This window comes from Streptomyces sp. 5K101 (assembly GCF_046506645.1).
In the GTDB taxonomy this organism is placed as follows: Bacteria; Actinomycetota; Actinomycetes; order Streptomycetales; family Streptomycetaceae; genus Streptomyces.
In genome coordinates this window covers 72,256-87,140 of the sequence record NZ_JBKFFO010000010.1, presented here as the reverse complement: position 1 = coordinate 87,140, position 14,885 = coordinate 72,256, and the positions used below count along the sequence as shown (strand labels likewise).

The window sequence follows — 14,885 nt, the reverse complement described above, 5'->3', positions numbered from 1 at the left end:
CAGGCGCGGGAGGCGGCGGACCGGCTCGGCCGCAGGGTCGAGGACCTCACGAAACAGACCGCGTACCCTCGGCGCCCACGATCCGCTCAAGCCGGTCGAGGCGTTCGTCGAGCCGGCGGATCGTCTCGTGCATCGCGCTGAGCTCCGAAGCCAGGGCAAGGAACGCGGAGCCTCCTCCCTGGCCGTCGGCGATGGGCTGTGCTGGGTCAACCACGAACGTTCCGCGGCCTTGCTGCGAGATGACGAGGCCTTCTTCGCTCAGCTCCCGGTACGCGTTCTGCACCTTGACCAGCGTCACGCCGTACTTCTTGGCCAGGTCTCGCGCGGCAGGCAGGCGGTCGCCGGGGCCGAGCTCGCCACTCACGAGCCTTTGACGCATGTCTGCGGCGATGTCCTTGGCCGTGGGGCGCGGTGCTGCAGGGCTCTTCTCCATGCGTTCGAGCGTAACCGTCCTAGGTCAATTCCATGCGGCGCGATCCGCTTGACGCTTCCAGATTGACTTAGGTAATGTCTCGGGTCGAGGCGATTGACTTAGGTCAATCTGTCGTCAGTAGCGCCCGGAGGGCCCGGTGAAACGGGTCTGAAGTGAGCGCTCGCTCCTTGAGAACTCAACAGCGTGATGAGGTAGCCGCCTCCTCCTACAAGGCGGCCAGCGCGGCTCAGGTCCGCGCGTCTCAACCCCTCCGCAGGGCTCATCTGCGGCCGGTTGCCTCCCCAGCCCGTCCGGCGCTCGCGCCGAACGGGCTGGGCGCGGGGAGCTGGAATCCCCTGGCTCTACATGACTGCGCCGCCCGGAGTTGGAGCTCCGGGCGGCGCCTTACAGGCACCTGTGTGGAGGTCCCTGTGTTCACCAGTCTGACAGAGGCGGAGCGGGCCGAGCTGGCCCGCAGGAACGCTGAGGCGAACAAGCGCAGTGCGGACAACGCCCGTGTGCAGGGCCGCCGGTGAGCGGCGAGCACGAGCGGGACGAGCGTCCGCCGCTTCCGGTGCGGCCCCCGCGGCCCCATCCGCACGCGGCGGCCGGCGGCCGCTGAACTGATCCGCAGTCCCTGATTCCCACCCACGGCGTGCGCCCCCGGAGCAGCAACTCCGGGGGGCGCTGTCGAGCCGTCCACCTGCTGAGGAGAACACGACTCATGAAGCACATCGCTGCACTTCAGGCGGTTGTTACTGCCGACGAGTTCGACCACGAGCCGACGGCCGCGGAGCTGGACGCGATCGAGCGCGAGATGCCGCTCATCGTGGCGGAGGTCGACCTGCTCGACGTCCAGATCGGTCTGCTCGACCGGGCGGCCACGGTGCTGGACGAGCGGCGGGTCCGCCGGGCCCGTAACCGGGTCCTCGCGGCCCGCCGAGACCTCACGAACCGCGCCGCGACGGCGCTGAGGGGTGGTGCCGCATGAGCGCGTCCACCCTCGCGGCGCTGAACGCTCCGCTGGTCGTCCTGCGGATGTTCAGTGCCGAGTTCGCGCATCTCCCGGCGCCGGGAGTGTCGGTGTCCACGGTCTACCCGGACCGGCTGGAGCTGTCCTTCCACGACGACTTCGCCGGGTTCGAGGCATGGCGGGACGCTTTGGGGATCGCGCCCGAGACTGTGAGCTACCACGAGCAGGGTGTTCACACGCGTGTCCTGAAGACGGAGACGGACTACGCCGGCGCCCGGCTGGTGCTGGTCGGCTACACCAGGATTCCGGCCTCCCCGGCGGTGTGTTCACGGGCGGAGGTCGGCCCGTGAACAGTGTTCAGATCCGTTCAGCCGAGCGCGCGCTGTCGGTTGGGACGTGGCTGATCGTGGCCGGGGCGATGCTCTACTCGATCCTCACCGTCACACCGCTCGCGGCCCGGCACACCCCCGACGAGTGGGACTGGACCGCGCCGATCCTGCCGCTGGTCGTGGACGCCGCGGTGGTCATCGTGGTCCGCCTCGATGCCGTCCTGGCCAGCCTGGGTGGGCACGGCGGCCGGTGGCCGGTCGTGCTGCGGTGGCTGACCGGCTGCATGACCCTCGCCCTGAACGTGGCCGACTCCGCTCTGAAGAAAGACCTGGTCGGCGTGGCTGTGCACGCGGTCGCGCCGCTGCTGCTGATCGTCACGGCAGAGACCGGGCTCGCCTACCGGCGCGCCATCACCGCCGCCGTGACGCGGCTGGAGACCGAGCAGCGCGCCGAGCGGGAAGCCCGCGAACGGGCCGCCGCCGAGCGGCGGGAGGCGGCCGAGAAGCGGGCCCGCGAGGAGCGCGAGCACGCCGCCGCGCTGGCGCGTGAACAGCGCGAGCACGAAGCAGCGCTCGCCCGTGAACACGCTGAACGCGAGGAGCGGGCACGCCGTGAGGAACGCGCGGAGCGCGAGGCGCGGGAGCGTGCGGAGCGGGAGGCTCGTGAACGCCGTGAACGCGAGCGTGAACAGCTTGAGCTTGAGCGTGAACGCCGTGAACGGGAGGCCGCTCAGCGCCGCGAGACCGAGCGTCGGGAGCGCGAGGAAGCCGCGCGCCGTGAACAGCTTGAGCGGCAGGAGCGGGCCGAGCGTGAACGCGCCGCACTGCTCGCCGGCGGCCCCGCCGAGGAGAAGCTGCCGGAGGGCCGCGCCCGGCAGATCGTCCACGCCGCTTACGCCACCGGCCTGCCGGTGCGCACGGCCGCGGAGCTGTGTGGCTGGTCCATCGGCTGGGTCTCCACCCGCTACCAGGAACTGCGCGACACCACCCAGACCGGCCCGCGTGCTCTGGAAGGAGCCGTCTCGTGAAGCTCTCCCCGAACACCGCCCCGGTCGAGCCGGGTGACCTGCTGATCCGCTTGCACAACCAGTTCGGTGCCGCCGTCGACGTCACCGGCAGCCAGCACGGCCAGGCATCGCGCTGGGACTGCCACGGCTGCGGCGAGCAGTCCGAGTTCCCCGTGCTGGACAGCCTGTTCATGACCCGCGCCAAGGCCAACAAGCACGCCGCCACCTGCCGGGCCGCCTATCACCGCCTCGCGTGATGGCCGCGCTGCTGGTCTACCGGTGGCGGCTCGCGCCGGACGGCTACGCCACCTACCGCCAGCTCCGTGCCCTCGGGCTGCGGTCCGGCGGGCAGGACGTCGCCGCGCAGCTCGAACGGCCCCGGCGCCGCCGGGGCCCGCTAGTCGCCTACCTGTACCGGATCGACCAGGCCAAGCCCGTGCGGCCCATGACCCCGGCCAAGCGGGCCGCTCTGGCCAAGGCGAACGCCGCACAGCGCATCTGCCCCAACTGCCGCCACGACGCCGGGTATCGCATCCCGCGCTCGCGTGGCATGTGCGGCACTTGCGTCCACCACGAGGAACAGCGCACCGCCTGACCACATGCGCAAGCCCCGAACGCGTTGCTTTGGCCGGCAGCGTCCGGGGCTTGCTGATCTCCCGTGAAGGAGTGCACTCAGCATGACGGACACCACCATCACTCCGGTAACGGCCCCCGAGGCCGCCCCGGAGCCCACACCACCCCCCGCGACGCCGGACCAGACGAACACCCCGGCTGCCGACGTAGAGCACACGCCGGGCGGGTGGCCGGTCGTCCCGCTCGCGGTGACCGGCACGAACACCACTGCCACGCTGCTCGGTGCTGCTGCGCTGGTCGGCGGCCCGGCCGCACTCGCCGTCGCCGCAACCGGCGCGGTCGTCCTCGGCACGGCCGCTGCCGCCCGCAACCGACGCGACCAACGGGGCCAGGCCAAGACCCGGAACGCTGCCCGGACCGGCACGAAGGCCAGGGCAACTGCGCCCGGCCGCAGCTCCCACACCAGCGCCGGGCGCGTGCCGCGGCGGTCCCGCCACGGGAACGCCGGCACCACGAAGGCCACTGGTCGCGGCCGGGGCACGTCGCGCCGCAGCGCCACCGGTTCCGCCGCCTCAACCGCCGTGCGGACGAAGGGATTGAACCGTACCGGCCGTAAGGGATCCGCCGGGTCGCCGTACGCCTCGTCGGGCAAGGGGCGCGGCACGGTGGGGCAGGTCAAGGCGCTGCGCGAGGCCGCGCGGCAGACGTCGCCGTCGCGGGCCGCCCGCCGCAACGAGACGACCGGTGCCCGCCGTTCGCTCGCGGATGCGAGGCGGCAGGCCAAGGCCGATCGGCGGTCCGCGGGCCTGGCCGGTAAGGGGCCGGTCGGCCGTGCCGTGGGCAAGGCGGCCGGCCGCGTCGGGAAGGCGCGCGGCGCGGCGATAGATCGGGCCCGCAAGGCGCGGGACGCGCGGGCTGCCGGGCAGGTCGCCGCCGAACGAGACCAGGCGCGTAAGGCACCGGCCCGCAAGAAGGCGCGTAAGGCGCTGTGGCGGTCCGCGGCCCGGTTCCAGGGACGACGGCTGCTCGCCGCGCTCCTGGGCGGTGCGCTCGGGCTGCTCGGGATGGTCACCACCCCGCTCGGCCGCAAGCTCGGCATCAGGTTTCTGCAGCAGCCCGGCCGCCGCCTCTACGCCCGCCTGATGCGCGTCGCGGGCGAGCAGCGGGCGAAGCGGGATGAGGAGATCCGCGCAGCCCAGAACGACGAGGAGGCCGCCGCCGAAGCGGAAGCGAACGGCGACAGCGACGGCCAGATCGGGGACCGGGCGGAGCGTCCGGCCGGTGTCGTCCCCGCCGCAACCAACAGCAGCACGACGAGTGAGGGAGAGATCGTGTCGGGTTTCCGGTTCGAGGACTACGCGGCGGAGATGGAATCCGCCGCTCAGCAGTACGACCCCGAGAGCGCCATGGAGATCCTCGCCATGGTCGAAGGGCTGCCCGCGGCACTGACCAGCGTGGCGAACGTGATGCGGATCCTCGCCGAGCGCGCGGACTCCGAGTTCCCGCTGGAAAAGGAAGTCGCGGACGGCTTCAACGACATCTTCGGCGCGGTCATGAGCGCCGTGGCTGTGGCGGAGGACATGGGCCCGCTGTTCCGCCAGGCCCACGAGCAGGACATCGCCCGCCACGAGGACCCGCGCAACGGACCCGAGGCCGAGAAGGGATGGAACGTCTGACATGAGCTCCAACACGCAGGCCAGCACCGGGCCGGTGTGGGACTGGGCAGCAGGTCACGGACCCGTGACCGGCGCCCTGTCCGCCACCACCGGATGCCTCGCCGTCGCCACCACCGGAGCCGCCACCGGCATGCCCCCCGGCTGGGCACTCGCCATCGGCGCGGCCGGCGCGATCGGCCACACCGTCACCAGCCTCCGCGACCGGCTGTCCGCACGCACCATCGGCATGCGCGCCGCGTCCTGGCTCGTCGGCGCGGGCTGGACCACGTGGGCCATGACCACCGGCCCGCTGTCGTGGGCCGCCCTCGGGTCGCTCGCCACCTTCGGTGTCGGCCTGGGGGCCGCCGCCCGCGCCACCCTCCTGCGCGAAGAGGCGATCGAGCTGGAAGCGATCGCCGCCCATGAGCGGCAGATCGCCCGAGAGCTCTCCGCGGAGCGCCGGGCGATCGCCGCGCAATGGGTGGACCGGATCCAGCGCGTCTGCGGGATCTCCGTGCGCGTGCTCGCGGTCGAGCAGTGGCCCGCCGGCACCGGTTTCACCATCGACGCCGAACTCCCGCCCGGCGGCACCACCTACGACAGGATCGCGCAGCACTCCGCGCAGCTCTCCGCCGACGCGCGGCTGCCGCACGGCTGCACCGCGACCGCGTCGCAGGGCATCGACCAGGGTCGCGTGCTGGTCGACGTGACCACGGTCAACGTGCTCGCCGCCGAGGTCACGTACCCCAGCGACTACGGGCCGCTGTCCCTCCACACCGGGATCCCGTGGGGGCTGCGGACGAACGCAGACGAGGTCCGCGCCTACCTGCGCGAGCAGTGCGCCTTGGTCGTCGGGCCGACCGGGTCGGGCAAGACGAACATGGTCCACACGATCCTGGCCGGGTTCGCCCGCGCCACCGACGTGCTGACCTGGGTGATCGACCTCAACGCCGGATCCGCCGGCCTGCCCTGGGTCCGCCCCGCGCTCGACAGCAGCGGCCAGACCACAGACGGCATCCGTCCGGGGGTCGACTGGCTCGCCTCCACACACGAGGAAGCCGCGCTGATGCTCGATGCGGCGGTCCGGATCGCGAAGCACCGCAAGATGGCCTACCAGGACCTCATGTCCAAGGCGAACACGGACCTGCTGCCCATCAGCGCGCAGATTCCCCAGATCGAGATCGTGATCGATGAGGGTGCGGAGATCCTGGCCGCCACCGACCGCCCGTCCAAGGCCCTGGCCGCGAAGATCCTGGAAGTCATCCGGATCGCCCGCGCCATGGGCATCCGCACCGTCCTGACCGCCCTCGGAGCCACCGGAGCCGTCCTGGGCAACCTGATGATCCGCCGCGAAGCGAAAGTCCGCGTCGCCCTCACCGGCGGCGAGACCGAGGGCATGGACCTGGGCAAGCAGTTCCCCGGATCCCGCGGCCTGCGCGTCGACCAGGCCCCGTACAAGGGCGCCGGGTTCATGGGCACCCCCGAATCACCAGCCGCGCTCTTCAAGTCGTGGCGGATCCTGCCCAACCAAATCCGCGACATCGTCGCCGCCACCTCCAACCGGCACCCCCAGCTCGACGCCACATCCGCGAAAGCCGCCGGACCGGACTACGCGCGGCGCTGGGACAGTGCCCGCACCGCGTGGATGCGCGACGACCAGCCCACCACGGATACCCCGAGGGGGGAGACCGGCACCAGGGCCGGGCTGAACCTGTCTGCGCTGCGCGAGCAGCCGCCAGCCGGGCCGCTGGATGAGGACGCGCTCGCGCGGAAGTTCCGCGAGCAGATCGACGCCCAGTTCGCCACCGCCCCCGAACCCGGCGCCACCGAACCGGACGCGGGCACCGAGCAGCCGCCCACGGCAGCAGGGCTCAACCTGTCCGCCCTACGCGGCGAGGAGGACAACGCCGCGCGGAACGCCGCGCTCGCGCTGCTGCTCGCCGCCGGGCCGGACGGGACGGGGGCATCCGCGATCGCCCGCGCGCTCGCGGACGAGCACGGCACCACCCGGCAGACCGTCGTCGGATGGCTCAAGACATGGACCGAGGACGGCACCGCCGTCCGCGTCGGCACCGGCACCAAAGCCCGCTACGTCCACCACCGCCACGCCCCCCAGGCGTGAGCGCTTGTCGCTTGTCGTGCCGCCCGCGAGAAGGCCCCTGGACGCCTCTGTGAGGGCCGGAAACGGCTTGTGACCTGCAAGGCGACAAGCGACAAGACAAGACAAGCGACAAGGCAGACGACAAGCGACACGACAAGCCGGCACCGGGCAGCACCCCGCCCCAGGGGTGCTGCCCGCCGTCGTTGAAGGGACCCCGTTGTGCACTCCGAGACCGCGTACGAGATCACCACCCTGCCCGTCCAGCAGGCCACCGGCCACGGGCCGATGCTGCCGCACGAGATCCCGCCCGGCGTCCAACTCGTCACCCTGCCCGGCGGCATCCGCACCCTCGCCTACACCCAGCCCCCCGCGGCACCCGGTTCGCAGTCCGTGCCCGCAGCGGCGCCGATTCCGACGTGGGCCAAGACCACCGCACTCCTCGCACCGACGATCGGCGGCGGCATCGCCGCCGCCGGCATCGGCCTCTTCTACGCCGCACCGGGACTGATCGCCATGAGCCAAGCCCTGTGGGCCGCCGTCGCCCTCATCGCCGCCGGAGCCATCGCCCCCCTTCTGCTCCGCGCCATCCGCCGCACCGGCAAGGCACCGGCCACCACGTACATCACGCAGAACATCACCGCCACCGGCCTGCTCGGCAAGGCCACCGGCACCATCAACCATCGCTGAGGAGATCCCGGCATGGCCGTGACCGTCTCACTCGTCGTCCTCTTCGGACTCTGGCTGTTCGCCCTGCTCCGCTCCAGGACCCTCGGCTGCGGCTCCGCCTTCATAGCAGCCGGGTTCGGGTTCTTCCTCGCCTCCACCGGCGCCGCTGAACCCATCAACCAGCTCGCCAACGCCGTCATCAACGCCATCCCCGCGCTCTAGGGGTGGCAGGTGGCTGAAACGCCGAGAGCGGCCCCCCAATCCGCCAAGATCCGGGGCCGCTCTCGTCTGCCAGTCACTCACGAGAACTGGAGACACCCAGCATGACCCAACCGACCACGAACGACTACCTCCGAACGGCGCTGAGCCTGGCCCAAGCGGGCGTCCCCGTGCTGCCGCTGCGCAAGGGGAAGGTGCCGTTCGGGAACTGCCCGGACTGCACCGGTCTCGCGTGCGGTGGGCGTCCGAGCATGAAAACGGCCGGAGACTGCGGCTGCCCGCGCGTGTGCCACGGCTGGGCTGCAGCCACCACCAACACCGCCATCATCACCTCGCCCGCCTGGGCCCCGATGTGGCGCACGGCAGCCGCCGTCGCCTACCACCCCGCCGGGGCCGGGCTCACCGTCGTGGACCTGGACGACACCGACGCCGTCGCCTGGGCCCGCACCGCGCTGCCGCCGACCCGAACCGTGGCCACCACGCGCGGCGAGCACTGGATCTACCGGGGCACGATGCGGTCCGTGAACGCCGTCCGCCCGGGCATGGACATCAAGTCCACGATGGCCTACGCCCGGTGGCTCGGCCCCGGCACCGGCACCACGGCCGCCCTGCCCGATGTCGTCCGCGCCCTGGCCGCGAAGGAGTCCCGCCCGGCCCGGCCGGCACAGTCCGCCGTCCGTCTGGCCGCGCCCGCCGGGGGCGGGGAGTGCCGCCACCGGACGCCCGTCTACCTGGAGCGTGGCATCGCCATGGCGGAACAGCGCATCACCGAGGCACGCAGCCAGATCCACACCACCGTCTACCGCACGTTCCTCGCCGTGCTGTCCGTCCACGGCCGGTGCGGCTGCCTCACCGACACCCACGTCGCGCGGCTGTTCACCGCCGCGCAGGCCAAGGGCGAAACCCTGCGGCACTGCACCGACGCGTGGACCAACGCCCGCACCGCCCTGGGGATGTGAGCCATGTCCGACGACGAGAAGACCCCGGCCCGCGAGGTCATCACCGACTACGCACAGGCACACTTCCGGTACTTCCGCACCGCCGACGGCACCGTGTACGCACAGCGGAAGGGCCACCCCGTGGCCCGGCCGATCCGCTCCCAGGGCACGACGGGCAGCCACCGGCAGGAACTCATGGTCGGCCTGTTCAGGGACGGCATCGGCGTGTTCAACGGCACCGCCCTCAAGGAAGCGCTCGACCTGATCGAAGCGTTGGCGCTGACCGAGCATGTGCAGCCCGTGCACATCCGAGTAGCTCCCGGATACGACGGGGCCACATGGCTGGACTTGGGCCGCAGCGACGGGCAGTCCGTGCGCATCCACCCCACCGGATGGGACATCCGCTCCCCGGATCCGCAGGAAGTCTGCTGGCGTCGCACCCAGCTCACGGGGGAGCTGCCCTTGCCGGTCAAGGACACGAACGGCAAGGGCATCGATCTCCTGATGCGGCTGTGCAACTTCGCCAACGCTGAGACCGAGTGCCTGGCCATCGCGTGGCTCATCGGCTGCTTGGGTCCGGCCGTGCCGGTGCCCGCGCCGTTTCTCACCGGCCCGCAGGGAGCAGGCAAGTCCACCGGCGGGCGGATGCTCGTGCGGATTATCGAGGGCATGAGCGGCGACCTGCGCCGCGCCCCGAAGGACGAGGAGAACCTGACCACGTCCGTGGCCGCCGGATGGGTCACCGCCCTGGACAACCTCTCCCACATGACCCCGGACCTCTCCGACGCCATGTGCCGCATCGTCACCGGCGCCGAGGACGTCAAGCGCGCCCTGTTCACCGACGGGGACGTCTTCCGCATCGGCTACCGCCGCCCCCTTCTCCTGACCGGCATCGACGTCGGCGTCATCCGGCCCGACCTCGCCGAACGACTCCTGCCACTCCGCCTGGAACGCCCCCGGGTCCGGCGCACCGAGGCGGAACTGTGGTCCGACTTCGCCGAGGTACTGCCCGTCATCCTCGGCTCGCTCCTGGACCTCACCGTGCAGGTGCGGGCAGCGCAGGCGGACATCCCGACCGACCTGCGCATGGCCGACTTCGCGCACCTGTGCGCGCAGCTCGACGCGGCCACCGGCCTGGGTGCGCTCGCCGCCTACCGGGGCAGCTTGGACGACCTCAACGACGACGTCATCGAGGGCGACCTGCTGGCACAGACGGTGCTCAAGCACGCCGCCGGCGTCGCCCCGGGTACCGAGCAGCGGATGACGTCCGCCGAATGGCTGCACTGCCTCACGGGCCTCTACACGGGTGAGGACTTCCGTCCCCTGCCCAAAGGGTGGCCGACCACCGGCAAGGTGCTCTCAGACCGGCTCAAGCGTCTACAGCCCACCCTCGCCGCCCGGGGCGTCCTCATCGACTGGGGACGCACCAAGACCTCCCGCTACATCGAGATCGGGCGGCCGGCCACCGCCGCGCCGCCCCCGTCCGAGCAGGAAGCGGCCTTCTGACCGCACGGCACCACGACCACCGCACAAGCAAGAGGAGCACCCGGCCCTGCGTGCTCCTCTTGCTGTTCGGCGGCGACGCCGCCCTGCGAGGGTCGCGCCGCGAAGCGGCTCCTTCTTCACTCTCTGAGCCGCGCACCACAACAGACACCACCCCTCTTTGTCCGAAGTAGAGAGACGCTGCGTCACCTGCGTCACCCGCAACCCGAAAACGGCCGCTGCCCTGCCAGAACACAGGTGACGCAACAGCCAATGCCTGCGTCACCCCGCGTCACCTGCGTCACCCGATGACGGAGGCCCGCGTCACCGGTGACGCACCCCCACCGTGCTGCGTCACCGCAAAACCGCAAGTCAGAGCGGTGAATGACGCAGATGACGCAGGTGACGCAGAAATCCCAACCTCGGACACACGCGGCCCCCACCCGAGACCCGCCAGCCATAGGAGATGAGTCGTGACGACCGCCCGCGAACCGATGCTCAAGCTCCCCGAAGTTCTGCGAGAGATCCGCATGAGTCGCGCCGCGTTCTACCGCATGCGCGCTCGCGGCCAGGGCCCGAAGCTCAGCAAGTTGCCGAACGGGCACCTGCGCGTCAGACGCAGCGACTTGGACGCCTGGCTGGACAGCCAGGAAATTGCCTACTGAACATCTGGGGCCCGGCCATCGGCCGGGCCCCCTCTTGGAAGGACCCCATGGGACACGTCTTCAACGTTCGCATCTGGTCGGTACGACAGAGGAAGGACCGTGGCCAAACCTCTGCAGAGCTGCGCTGGAAGGTCGGGGACACGCCGCACTCTCAGACGTTTCGCACCAAGACCCTCGCGGATGGTCGGCGAGCGGAGCTGATGACCTTTGTCCGCAACGGTGAACCGTTCGACGAAGTGAGTGGCCTGCCGGTGGCGGAGCTGCGTCGGCGTAACGACGTGAGCTGGTACCAGCACGCACGGGACTACATCGAGATGAAGTGGCCCGCTGCGCCCGCCAAGACACGCACCACCCTCGCCGAGGCCATGGCCAGCGCGACCCCAGCGCTGGTCACCACGCGCAGGGGCATGCCAGGGCCCCGCGAGCTGCGCCGCGCTCTCTACAGCTACGCCTTCAACATGAACCGCTGGAGCGAGGAAGCCCCGGAAGAGGTTCGGCGCATCTTGGCATGGGTTGAAGCGCACACGGTCAACATGAGCGCGCTGGACGATCCCCTGCTCCTGCGGAAGGTGTTGACCGGATTCACGCTGCGGCTCGATGGACAGCCCGCCGCAGCGTCGGTTGTCCGTCGGAAGCGGGCCATCTTCCACAACTCCTTGGGCTTCGCGGTGGAAGCCCGTCGCCTCGCGGTGAACCCTCTCCCCCGGGTCCAGTGGGCCATCCCTGCGCCCGTTGAGCAGATCGATCCCGGCTGTGTGGTCAATCCCCGCCAGGCGCGGCTCCTCATCGATGCTGTGGCCGAGCAGGGAGACCGCGGCAAGCACCTCCGAGCCTTCTTCGGATGCCTCTATCACGCCGGCCTGCGGCCCAGTGAAGCCGTTTGGCTCCGGCAGAACAACTGCGACCTGCCCTTGACCGGCTGGGGGGCGCTCCACCTGGACGGCTCACGCCCTCGTGTCGGTAGCTCCTGGACGGACTCCGGCACGGCGCACGACGTGCGTGGATTGAAGTGGCGGCCCCGTAAGGACGTGCGCCACGTTCCAATCCCCCCGCCGCTCGTGTCCATGCTGCGTCAGCATCTGGAGATCCACGGCACGGCCCCTGACGGACGCCTGTTCCAGACCGCCCGCGGCGGCCTCGTGCAAGAGAGCGGGTACGGCGAGGTGTGGGCCCGCGCTCGCCGTCACGCCCTGACCAGCGAGCAGCAGGCGTCCCCCCTCGCCGCCCGCCCCTATGACCTACGCCACGCGTGCGTGTCTCTGTGGCTCAATTCCGGAGTGGACCCGGTAGAGGCGGCTCGCCGCGCCGGCCACACCGTCGCGGTGCTGTTGAAGGTGTACGCCAAGTGCCTGGACGGAGCCACGGCCATGGCGAACGCTCGTATCGAGGAGGCCATGAAGCACTGGGGGTGAAGGCCCCGGATCCGTGCCCCACGCCTGCCCCACGGACGCTGGTCACCAGGCGAAACCAGGTGAGACACAGTGGGAAATAGCGGGCATAACGCCAGCCCATAAGTCGCGAACGAGGAAAGGGCCCCTGCGCTGCGTTTCCGCAGTTCAGGGGCCCTTTTCTTCGCGTGGCGGCGCCAGGATTCGAACCTGGGTAGGCTAAGCCGACGGATTTACAGTCCGCTCCCATTGGCCACTCGGGCACACCGCCATGGGATGCCGCCAGGAGGCTCCGCTGTGGGGCGGTGCTCCGTGGCAACGACGTAAACGATACCTGATGCGCAGGGGTGCTACGCCACCGGATTGATCAGCGCTCGGGGCGGGTGCGGGTGGCTAGGCTTGGCGGAGCGGTCCGGGCGGTCCGGACACGCTCCACGCACCCCGATTCAAGGAGCCACAGGACATGGCCGACTCCAGTTTCGACATCGTCTCGAAGGTCGAGCGGCAGGAGGTCGACAACGCCCTCAACCAGGCCGCCAAGGAGATCTCGCAGCGCTACGACTTCAAGAACGTCGGCGCCTCGATCGCCTGGTCCGGCGAGAAGATCTTGATGCAGGCGAATTCCGAGGACCGCGTCAACGCGATCCTGGACGTCTTCCAGACGAAGCTGGTCAAGCGGGGGATTTCGCTGAAGGCGCTGGACGCGGGCGAGCCGCAGCTCTCCGGCAAGGAGTACAAGATCTTCGCCTCGATCCAAGAGGGCATCTCCCAGGAGAACGCCAAGAAGGTGGCAAAGATCATCCGTGACGAGGGCCCGAAGGGCGTCAAGGCACAGGTCCAGGGCGACGAGCTGCGCGTCAGCTCCAAGAGCCGGGACGACCTGCAGGCCGTGCAGGCTCTGCTCAAGGGGCAGGACTTCGACTTCGCGCTGCAGTTCGTGAACTACCGGTGAGGTAGACGCCCGCACTGGGCGAACGGGGGCGGAGCGGCTCTGGCCGCTCCGCCCCCGCCCGTCGGGGCGGGGTCCGGTGGCGGGCCGGTGGCGGTAGCGGTGCCGACCGATCGGGGGCGGGGGTTCGGTGGCGGTGGCGCCGTCGAGAGGGGTCATGTCCGATTTCCGCCAGCGTCGGTCGCGTCAGGGACGCAGACTCGTGGACGAGCGGGCGTTGCAGCCTCCCAGGGCATCCGGTGAGGCCACCCCGCACCGAAAGATCCCGCAAGGAGGGACGCGCGTCATGACCACCCTGTACGACGTCGTCGACAGCCCGTTGGGCGAACTGCTGCTGGTCGGCGAGGTCTCGGCCACCGCTAGGGGCGGCACCGCGCTCACGTCGCTCTCGCTGCCCGGGCAGAAGGGCGGTGCCGTCGTCCAGGACGGCTGGCGCCGCGACCCGGCGGCCTTCGAGGAGATCGGCCAGCAGCTGTCCGCGTACTTCGCGAGCCGGCTGACCCGCTTCGAGATCGAGTACACCGACAGCGGGACCGCCTTCCAGCGGCGGGTCTGGCGCGCGCTGGAGGACGTCCCGTACGGACGGACCACGACCTACAAGGAGATCGCCGAGCGGGTCGGCACCTCGGCGGTCGGCGTGCGCGCCGTCGGGACGGCGATCGGGCGCAATCCGCTGCTCGTCGTCCGGCCGTGCCATCGCGTGATCGGCACGGACGGCGCCCTGCGGGGGTACGCCGGCGGGCTCGCCTCCAAGGAGCGGCTCCTGGGGCTGGAGGGCGCACTCGCGTCGTGAACGACACGCTCTTCCCGAGGGAACGGGCCGTCATCGCCCCCGGCGCGGTCCACGTGCCGGACTGGCTGCCGTCCTCCCGGCAGCGGGAGGTCGTCGAGGCCTGCCGGGCCTGGGCCCGGAGTCCGGTGCCGCTGCGGCACACTGTGCTCCCGGGCGGAGGGGTGATGTCGGTGCAGACGGTGTGCGTGGGCTGGCACTGGCAGCCGTACCGCTACTCCCGTACCGCGGACGACGTGAACGGCGAACGGGTCGCCGCGTTCCCGCAGTGGCTGGTCGACCTGGGCCGCGAGGCGCTGGCCGAGGCGTACGGGGATGACGGGACGTACGGCGACGCCGCGGCGTACACCCCGGACACGGCGCTGATCAACTTCTACGACGGCGCAGCACGGATGGGCATGCATCAGGACAAGGAGGAGCGCTCCGGCGCTCCCGTGGTGTCGTTGAGCATCGGGGACACCTGCCTCTTCCGCTTCGGGAACACCGAGAACCGGGGGCGGCCCTACACGGATGTGGAGCTGCGCTCGGGAGACCTTTTCGTCTTCGGCGGTCCCTCCCGTTTCGCGTACCACGGTGTGCCGAAGGTCTACGCGGGCAGCGCCGATCCCGCGGTCGGGCCGGCCGCCGGGCGGCTGAACATCACCCTGCGGGAGACGGGCCTGTAGCCGGGTGCGCACTCACCGCCGACGGGCACCCGGCGCCCGGCACCCCGCCGCCACGAGGGCTCGTACGTGGTGG

The 14,885-nt window shown here is 70.9% G+C and carries 17 protein-coding genes and 1 tRNA gene; 16 read left to right on the top strand and 2 right to left on the bottom strand.

Translation table 11 applies throughout. From position 1 onward, the window contains the following. Positions 1 to 46 precede the first annotated feature (46 nt). Positions 47 to 433 carry a winged helix-turn-helix domain-containing protein gene (locus tag ACLB9X_RS20280; RefSeq protein ID WP_410361800.1) on the bottom strand — a complete coding sequence of 129 codons (387 nt, stop codon included), beginning with the start codon at positions 431 to 433 and terminating at the stop codon, positions 47 to 49. 703 nt (positions 434 to 1,136) lie between these two features. On the opposite strand from ACLB9X_RS20280, the gene ACLB9X_RS20275 reads away from it, so the two are divergent. The 13 genes from ACLB9X_RS20275 (at position 1,137) to ACLB9X_RS20215 (ending at position 12,432) form a co-directional block, all read left to right on the top strand. Beyond that, positions 1,137 to 1,403, top strand: a complete 267-nt coding sequence (locus ACLB9X_RS20275) for a DUF6284 family protein (protein ID WP_410361799.1) — start codon at positions 1,137 to 1,139, stop codon at positions 1,401 to 1,403. Beyond that, the gene (locus ACLB9X_RS20270) at positions 1,400 to 1,735 is read left to right on the top strand and encodes a hypothetical protein (RefSeq protein WP_410361798.1); all 336 of its coding nucleotides are present in this window, start codon (positions 1,400 to 1,402) and stop codon (positions 1,733 to 1,735) included. Before ACLB9X_RS20275 ends, ACLB9X_RS20270 begins: the two co-directional genes overlap by 4 nt. Then, on the top strand, positions 1,732 to 2,742 hold the full coding sequence (locus ACLB9X_RS20265) for a DUF2637 domain-containing protein (protein ID WP_410361797.1): 1,011 nt from the start codon (positions 1,732 to 1,734) through the stop codon (positions 2,740 to 2,742). Before ACLB9X_RS20270 ends, ACLB9X_RS20265 begins: the two co-directional genes overlap by 4 nt. After that, the gene (locus ACLB9X_RS20260) at positions 2,739 to 2,978 is read left to right on the top strand and encodes a hypothetical protein (protein ID WP_410361796.1); all 240 of its coding nucleotides are present in this window, start codon (positions 2,739 to 2,741) and stop codon (positions 2,976 to 2,978) included. The genes ACLB9X_RS20265 and ACLB9X_RS20260 overlap by 4 nt, the downstream gene beginning before the upstream one ends. Then, positions 2,978 to 3,316 (top strand): RRQRL motif-containing zinc-binding protein, encoded by a 339-nt coding sequence (locus ACLB9X_RS20255; protein ID WP_410361965.1) that lies wholly within the window; start codon positions 2,978 to 2,980, stop codon positions 3,314 to 3,316. The genes ACLB9X_RS20260 and ACLB9X_RS20255 overlap by 1 nt, the downstream gene beginning before the upstream one ends. An 82-nt stretch (positions 3,317 to 3,398) precedes the next feature. Beyond that, on the top strand, positions 3,399 to 4,970 hold the full coding sequence (locus tag ACLB9X_RS20250) for a hypothetical protein (protein ID WP_410361795.1): 1,572 nt from the start codon (positions 3,399 to 3,401) through the stop codon (positions 4,968 to 4,970). A gap of 1 nt (position 4,971) precedes the next feature. Beyond that, entirely contained in the window at positions 4,972 to 7,071 is a 2,100-nt protein-coding gene (locus ACLB9X_RS20245; RefSeq protein WP_410361794.1) for a hypothetical protein, read from the top strand. Positions 7,072 to 7,269: 198 nt separating this feature from the next. Next, positions 7,270 to 7,737, top strand: a complete 468-nt coding sequence (locus ACLB9X_RS20240; protein ID WP_410361793.1) for a hypothetical protein — start codon at positions 7,270 to 7,272, stop codon at positions 7,735 to 7,737. A gap of 12 nt (positions 7,738 to 7,749) precedes the next feature. Next, positions 7,750 to 7,938 (top strand): hypothetical protein, encoded by a 189-nt coding sequence (locus tag ACLB9X_RS20235; protein ID WP_410361792.1) that lies wholly within the window; start codon positions 7,750 to 7,752, stop codon positions 7,936 to 7,938. A 101-nt stretch (positions 7,939 to 8,039) separates the two neighbouring features. After that, positions 8,040 to 8,894, top strand: a complete 855-nt coding sequence (locus ACLB9X_RS20230; RefSeq protein ID WP_410361791.1) for a bifunctional DNA primase/polymerase — start codon at positions 8,040 to 8,042, stop codon at positions 8,892 to 8,894. 3 nt (positions 8,895 to 8,897) lie between these two features. Further along, the gene (locus ACLB9X_RS20225; RefSeq protein ID WP_410361790.1) at positions 8,898 to 10,379 is read left to right on the top strand and encodes an ATP-binding protein; all 1,482 of its coding nucleotides are present in this window, start codon (positions 8,898 to 8,900) and stop codon (positions 10,377 to 10,379) included. Between the two features lie 470 nt (positions 10,380 to 10,849). Beyond that, positions 10,850 to 11,020, top strand: a complete 171-nt coding sequence (locus ACLB9X_RS20220) for a helix-turn-helix transcriptional regulator (protein ID WP_410361964.1) — start codon at positions 10,850 to 10,852, stop codon at positions 11,018 to 11,020. Positions 11,021 to 11,067: 47 nt separating this feature from the next. Then, a complete protein-coding gene (locus tag ACLB9X_RS20215; RefSeq protein ID WP_410361789.1) occupies positions 11,068 to 12,432 on the top strand; it encodes a tyrosine-type recombinase/integrase in 1,365 nt (454 codons plus the stop codon). 165 nt (positions 12,433 to 12,597) lie between these two features. Here the strand turns inward: ACLB9X_RS20215 and ACLB9X_RS20210 are convergent. Further along, positions 12,598 to 12,679: transfer RNA gene (locus ACLB9X_RS20210), tRNA-Tyr, on the bottom strand. 192 nt (positions 12,680 to 12,871) lie between these two features. Between ACLB9X_RS20210 and ACLB9X_RS20205 the strand changes: the two genes are divergently transcribed. From ACLB9X_RS20205 to ACLB9X_RS20195, 3 genes are all read left to right on the top strand, one after another. Then, positions 12,872 to 13,360, top strand: a complete 489-nt coding sequence (locus tag ACLB9X_RS20205) for a YajQ family cyclic di-GMP-binding protein (protein ID WP_410361788.1) — start codon at positions 12,872 to 12,874, stop codon at positions 13,358 to 13,360. Positions 13,361 to 13,643: 283 nt separating this feature from the next. Continuing rightward, positions 13,644 to 14,150, top strand: a complete 507-nt coding sequence (locus tag ACLB9X_RS20200; RefSeq protein WP_410361787.1) for a methylated-DNA--[protein]-cysteine S-methyltransferase — start codon at positions 13,644 to 13,646, stop codon at positions 14,148 to 14,150. Beyond that, the gene (locus ACLB9X_RS20195; protein ID WP_410361786.1) at positions 14,147 to 14,812 is read left to right on the top strand and encodes an alpha-ketoglutarate-dependent dioxygenase AlkB family protein; all 666 of its coding nucleotides are present in this window, start codon (positions 14,147 to 14,149) and stop codon (positions 14,810 to 14,812) included. Before ACLB9X_RS20200 ends, ACLB9X_RS20195 begins: the two co-directional genes overlap by 4 nt. Positions 14,813 to 14,885: the final 73 nt, after the last annotated feature.

What these genes read in the sequence shown, in the direction of transcription:
- ACLB9X_RS20280 (WP_410361800.1), bottom strand. Translation starts at nt 433, where the DNA reads ATGGAGAAGAGCCCTGCAGCACCGCGCCCCACGGCCAAGGACATCGCC.
- ACLB9X_RS20275 (WP_410361799.1), top strand. Translation starts at nt 1,137, where the DNA reads ATGAAGCACATCGCTGCACTTCAGGCGGTTGTTACTGCCGACGAGTTC.
- ACLB9X_RS20270 (WP_410361798.1), top strand. Translation starts at nt 1,400, where the DNA reads ATGAGCGCGTCCACCCTCGCGGCGCTGAACGCTCCGCTGGTCGTCCTG.
- ACLB9X_RS20255 (WP_410361965.1), top strand. Translation starts at nt 2,978, where the DNA reads ATGGCCGCGCTGCTGGTCTACCGGTGGCGGCTCGCGCCGGACGGCTAC.
- ACLB9X_RS20250 (WP_410361795.1), top strand. Translation starts at nt 3,399, where the DNA reads ATGACGGACACCACCATCACTCCGGTAACGGCCCCCGAGGCCGCCCCG.
- ACLB9X_RS20245 (WP_410361794.1), top strand. Translation starts at nt 4,972, where the DNA reads ATGAGCTCCAACACGCAGGCCAGCACCGGGCCGGTGTGGGACTGGGCA.
- ACLB9X_RS20235 (WP_410361792.1), top strand. Translation starts at nt 7,750, where the DNA reads ATGGCCGTGACCGTCTCACTCGTCGTCCTCTTCGGACTCTGGCTGTTC.
- ACLB9X_RS20230 (WP_410361791.1), top strand. Translation starts at nt 8,040, where the DNA reads ATGACCCAACCGACCACGAACGACTACCTCCGAACGGCGCTGAGCCTG.
- ACLB9X_RS20225 (WP_410361790.1), top strand. Translation starts at nt 8,898, where the DNA reads ATGTCCGACGACGAGAAGACCCCGGCCCGCGAGGTCATCACCGACTAC.
- ACLB9X_RS20220 (WP_410361964.1), top strand. Translation starts at nt 10,850, where the DNA reads ATGCTCAAGCTCCCCGAAGTTCTGCGAGAGATCCGCATGAGTCGCGCC.
- ACLB9X_RS20215 (WP_410361789.1), top strand. Translation starts at nt 11,068, where the DNA reads ATGGGACACGTCTTCAACGTTCGCATCTGGTCGGTACGACAGAGGAAG.
- ACLB9X_RS20205 (WP_410361788.1), top strand. Translation starts at nt 12,872, where the DNA reads ATGGCCGACTCCAGTTTCGACATCGTCTCGAAGGTCGAGCGGCAGGAG.
- ACLB9X_RS20200 (WP_410361787.1), top strand. Translation starts at nt 13,644, where the DNA reads ATGACCACCCTGTACGACGTCGTCGACAGCCCGTTGGGCGAACTGCTG.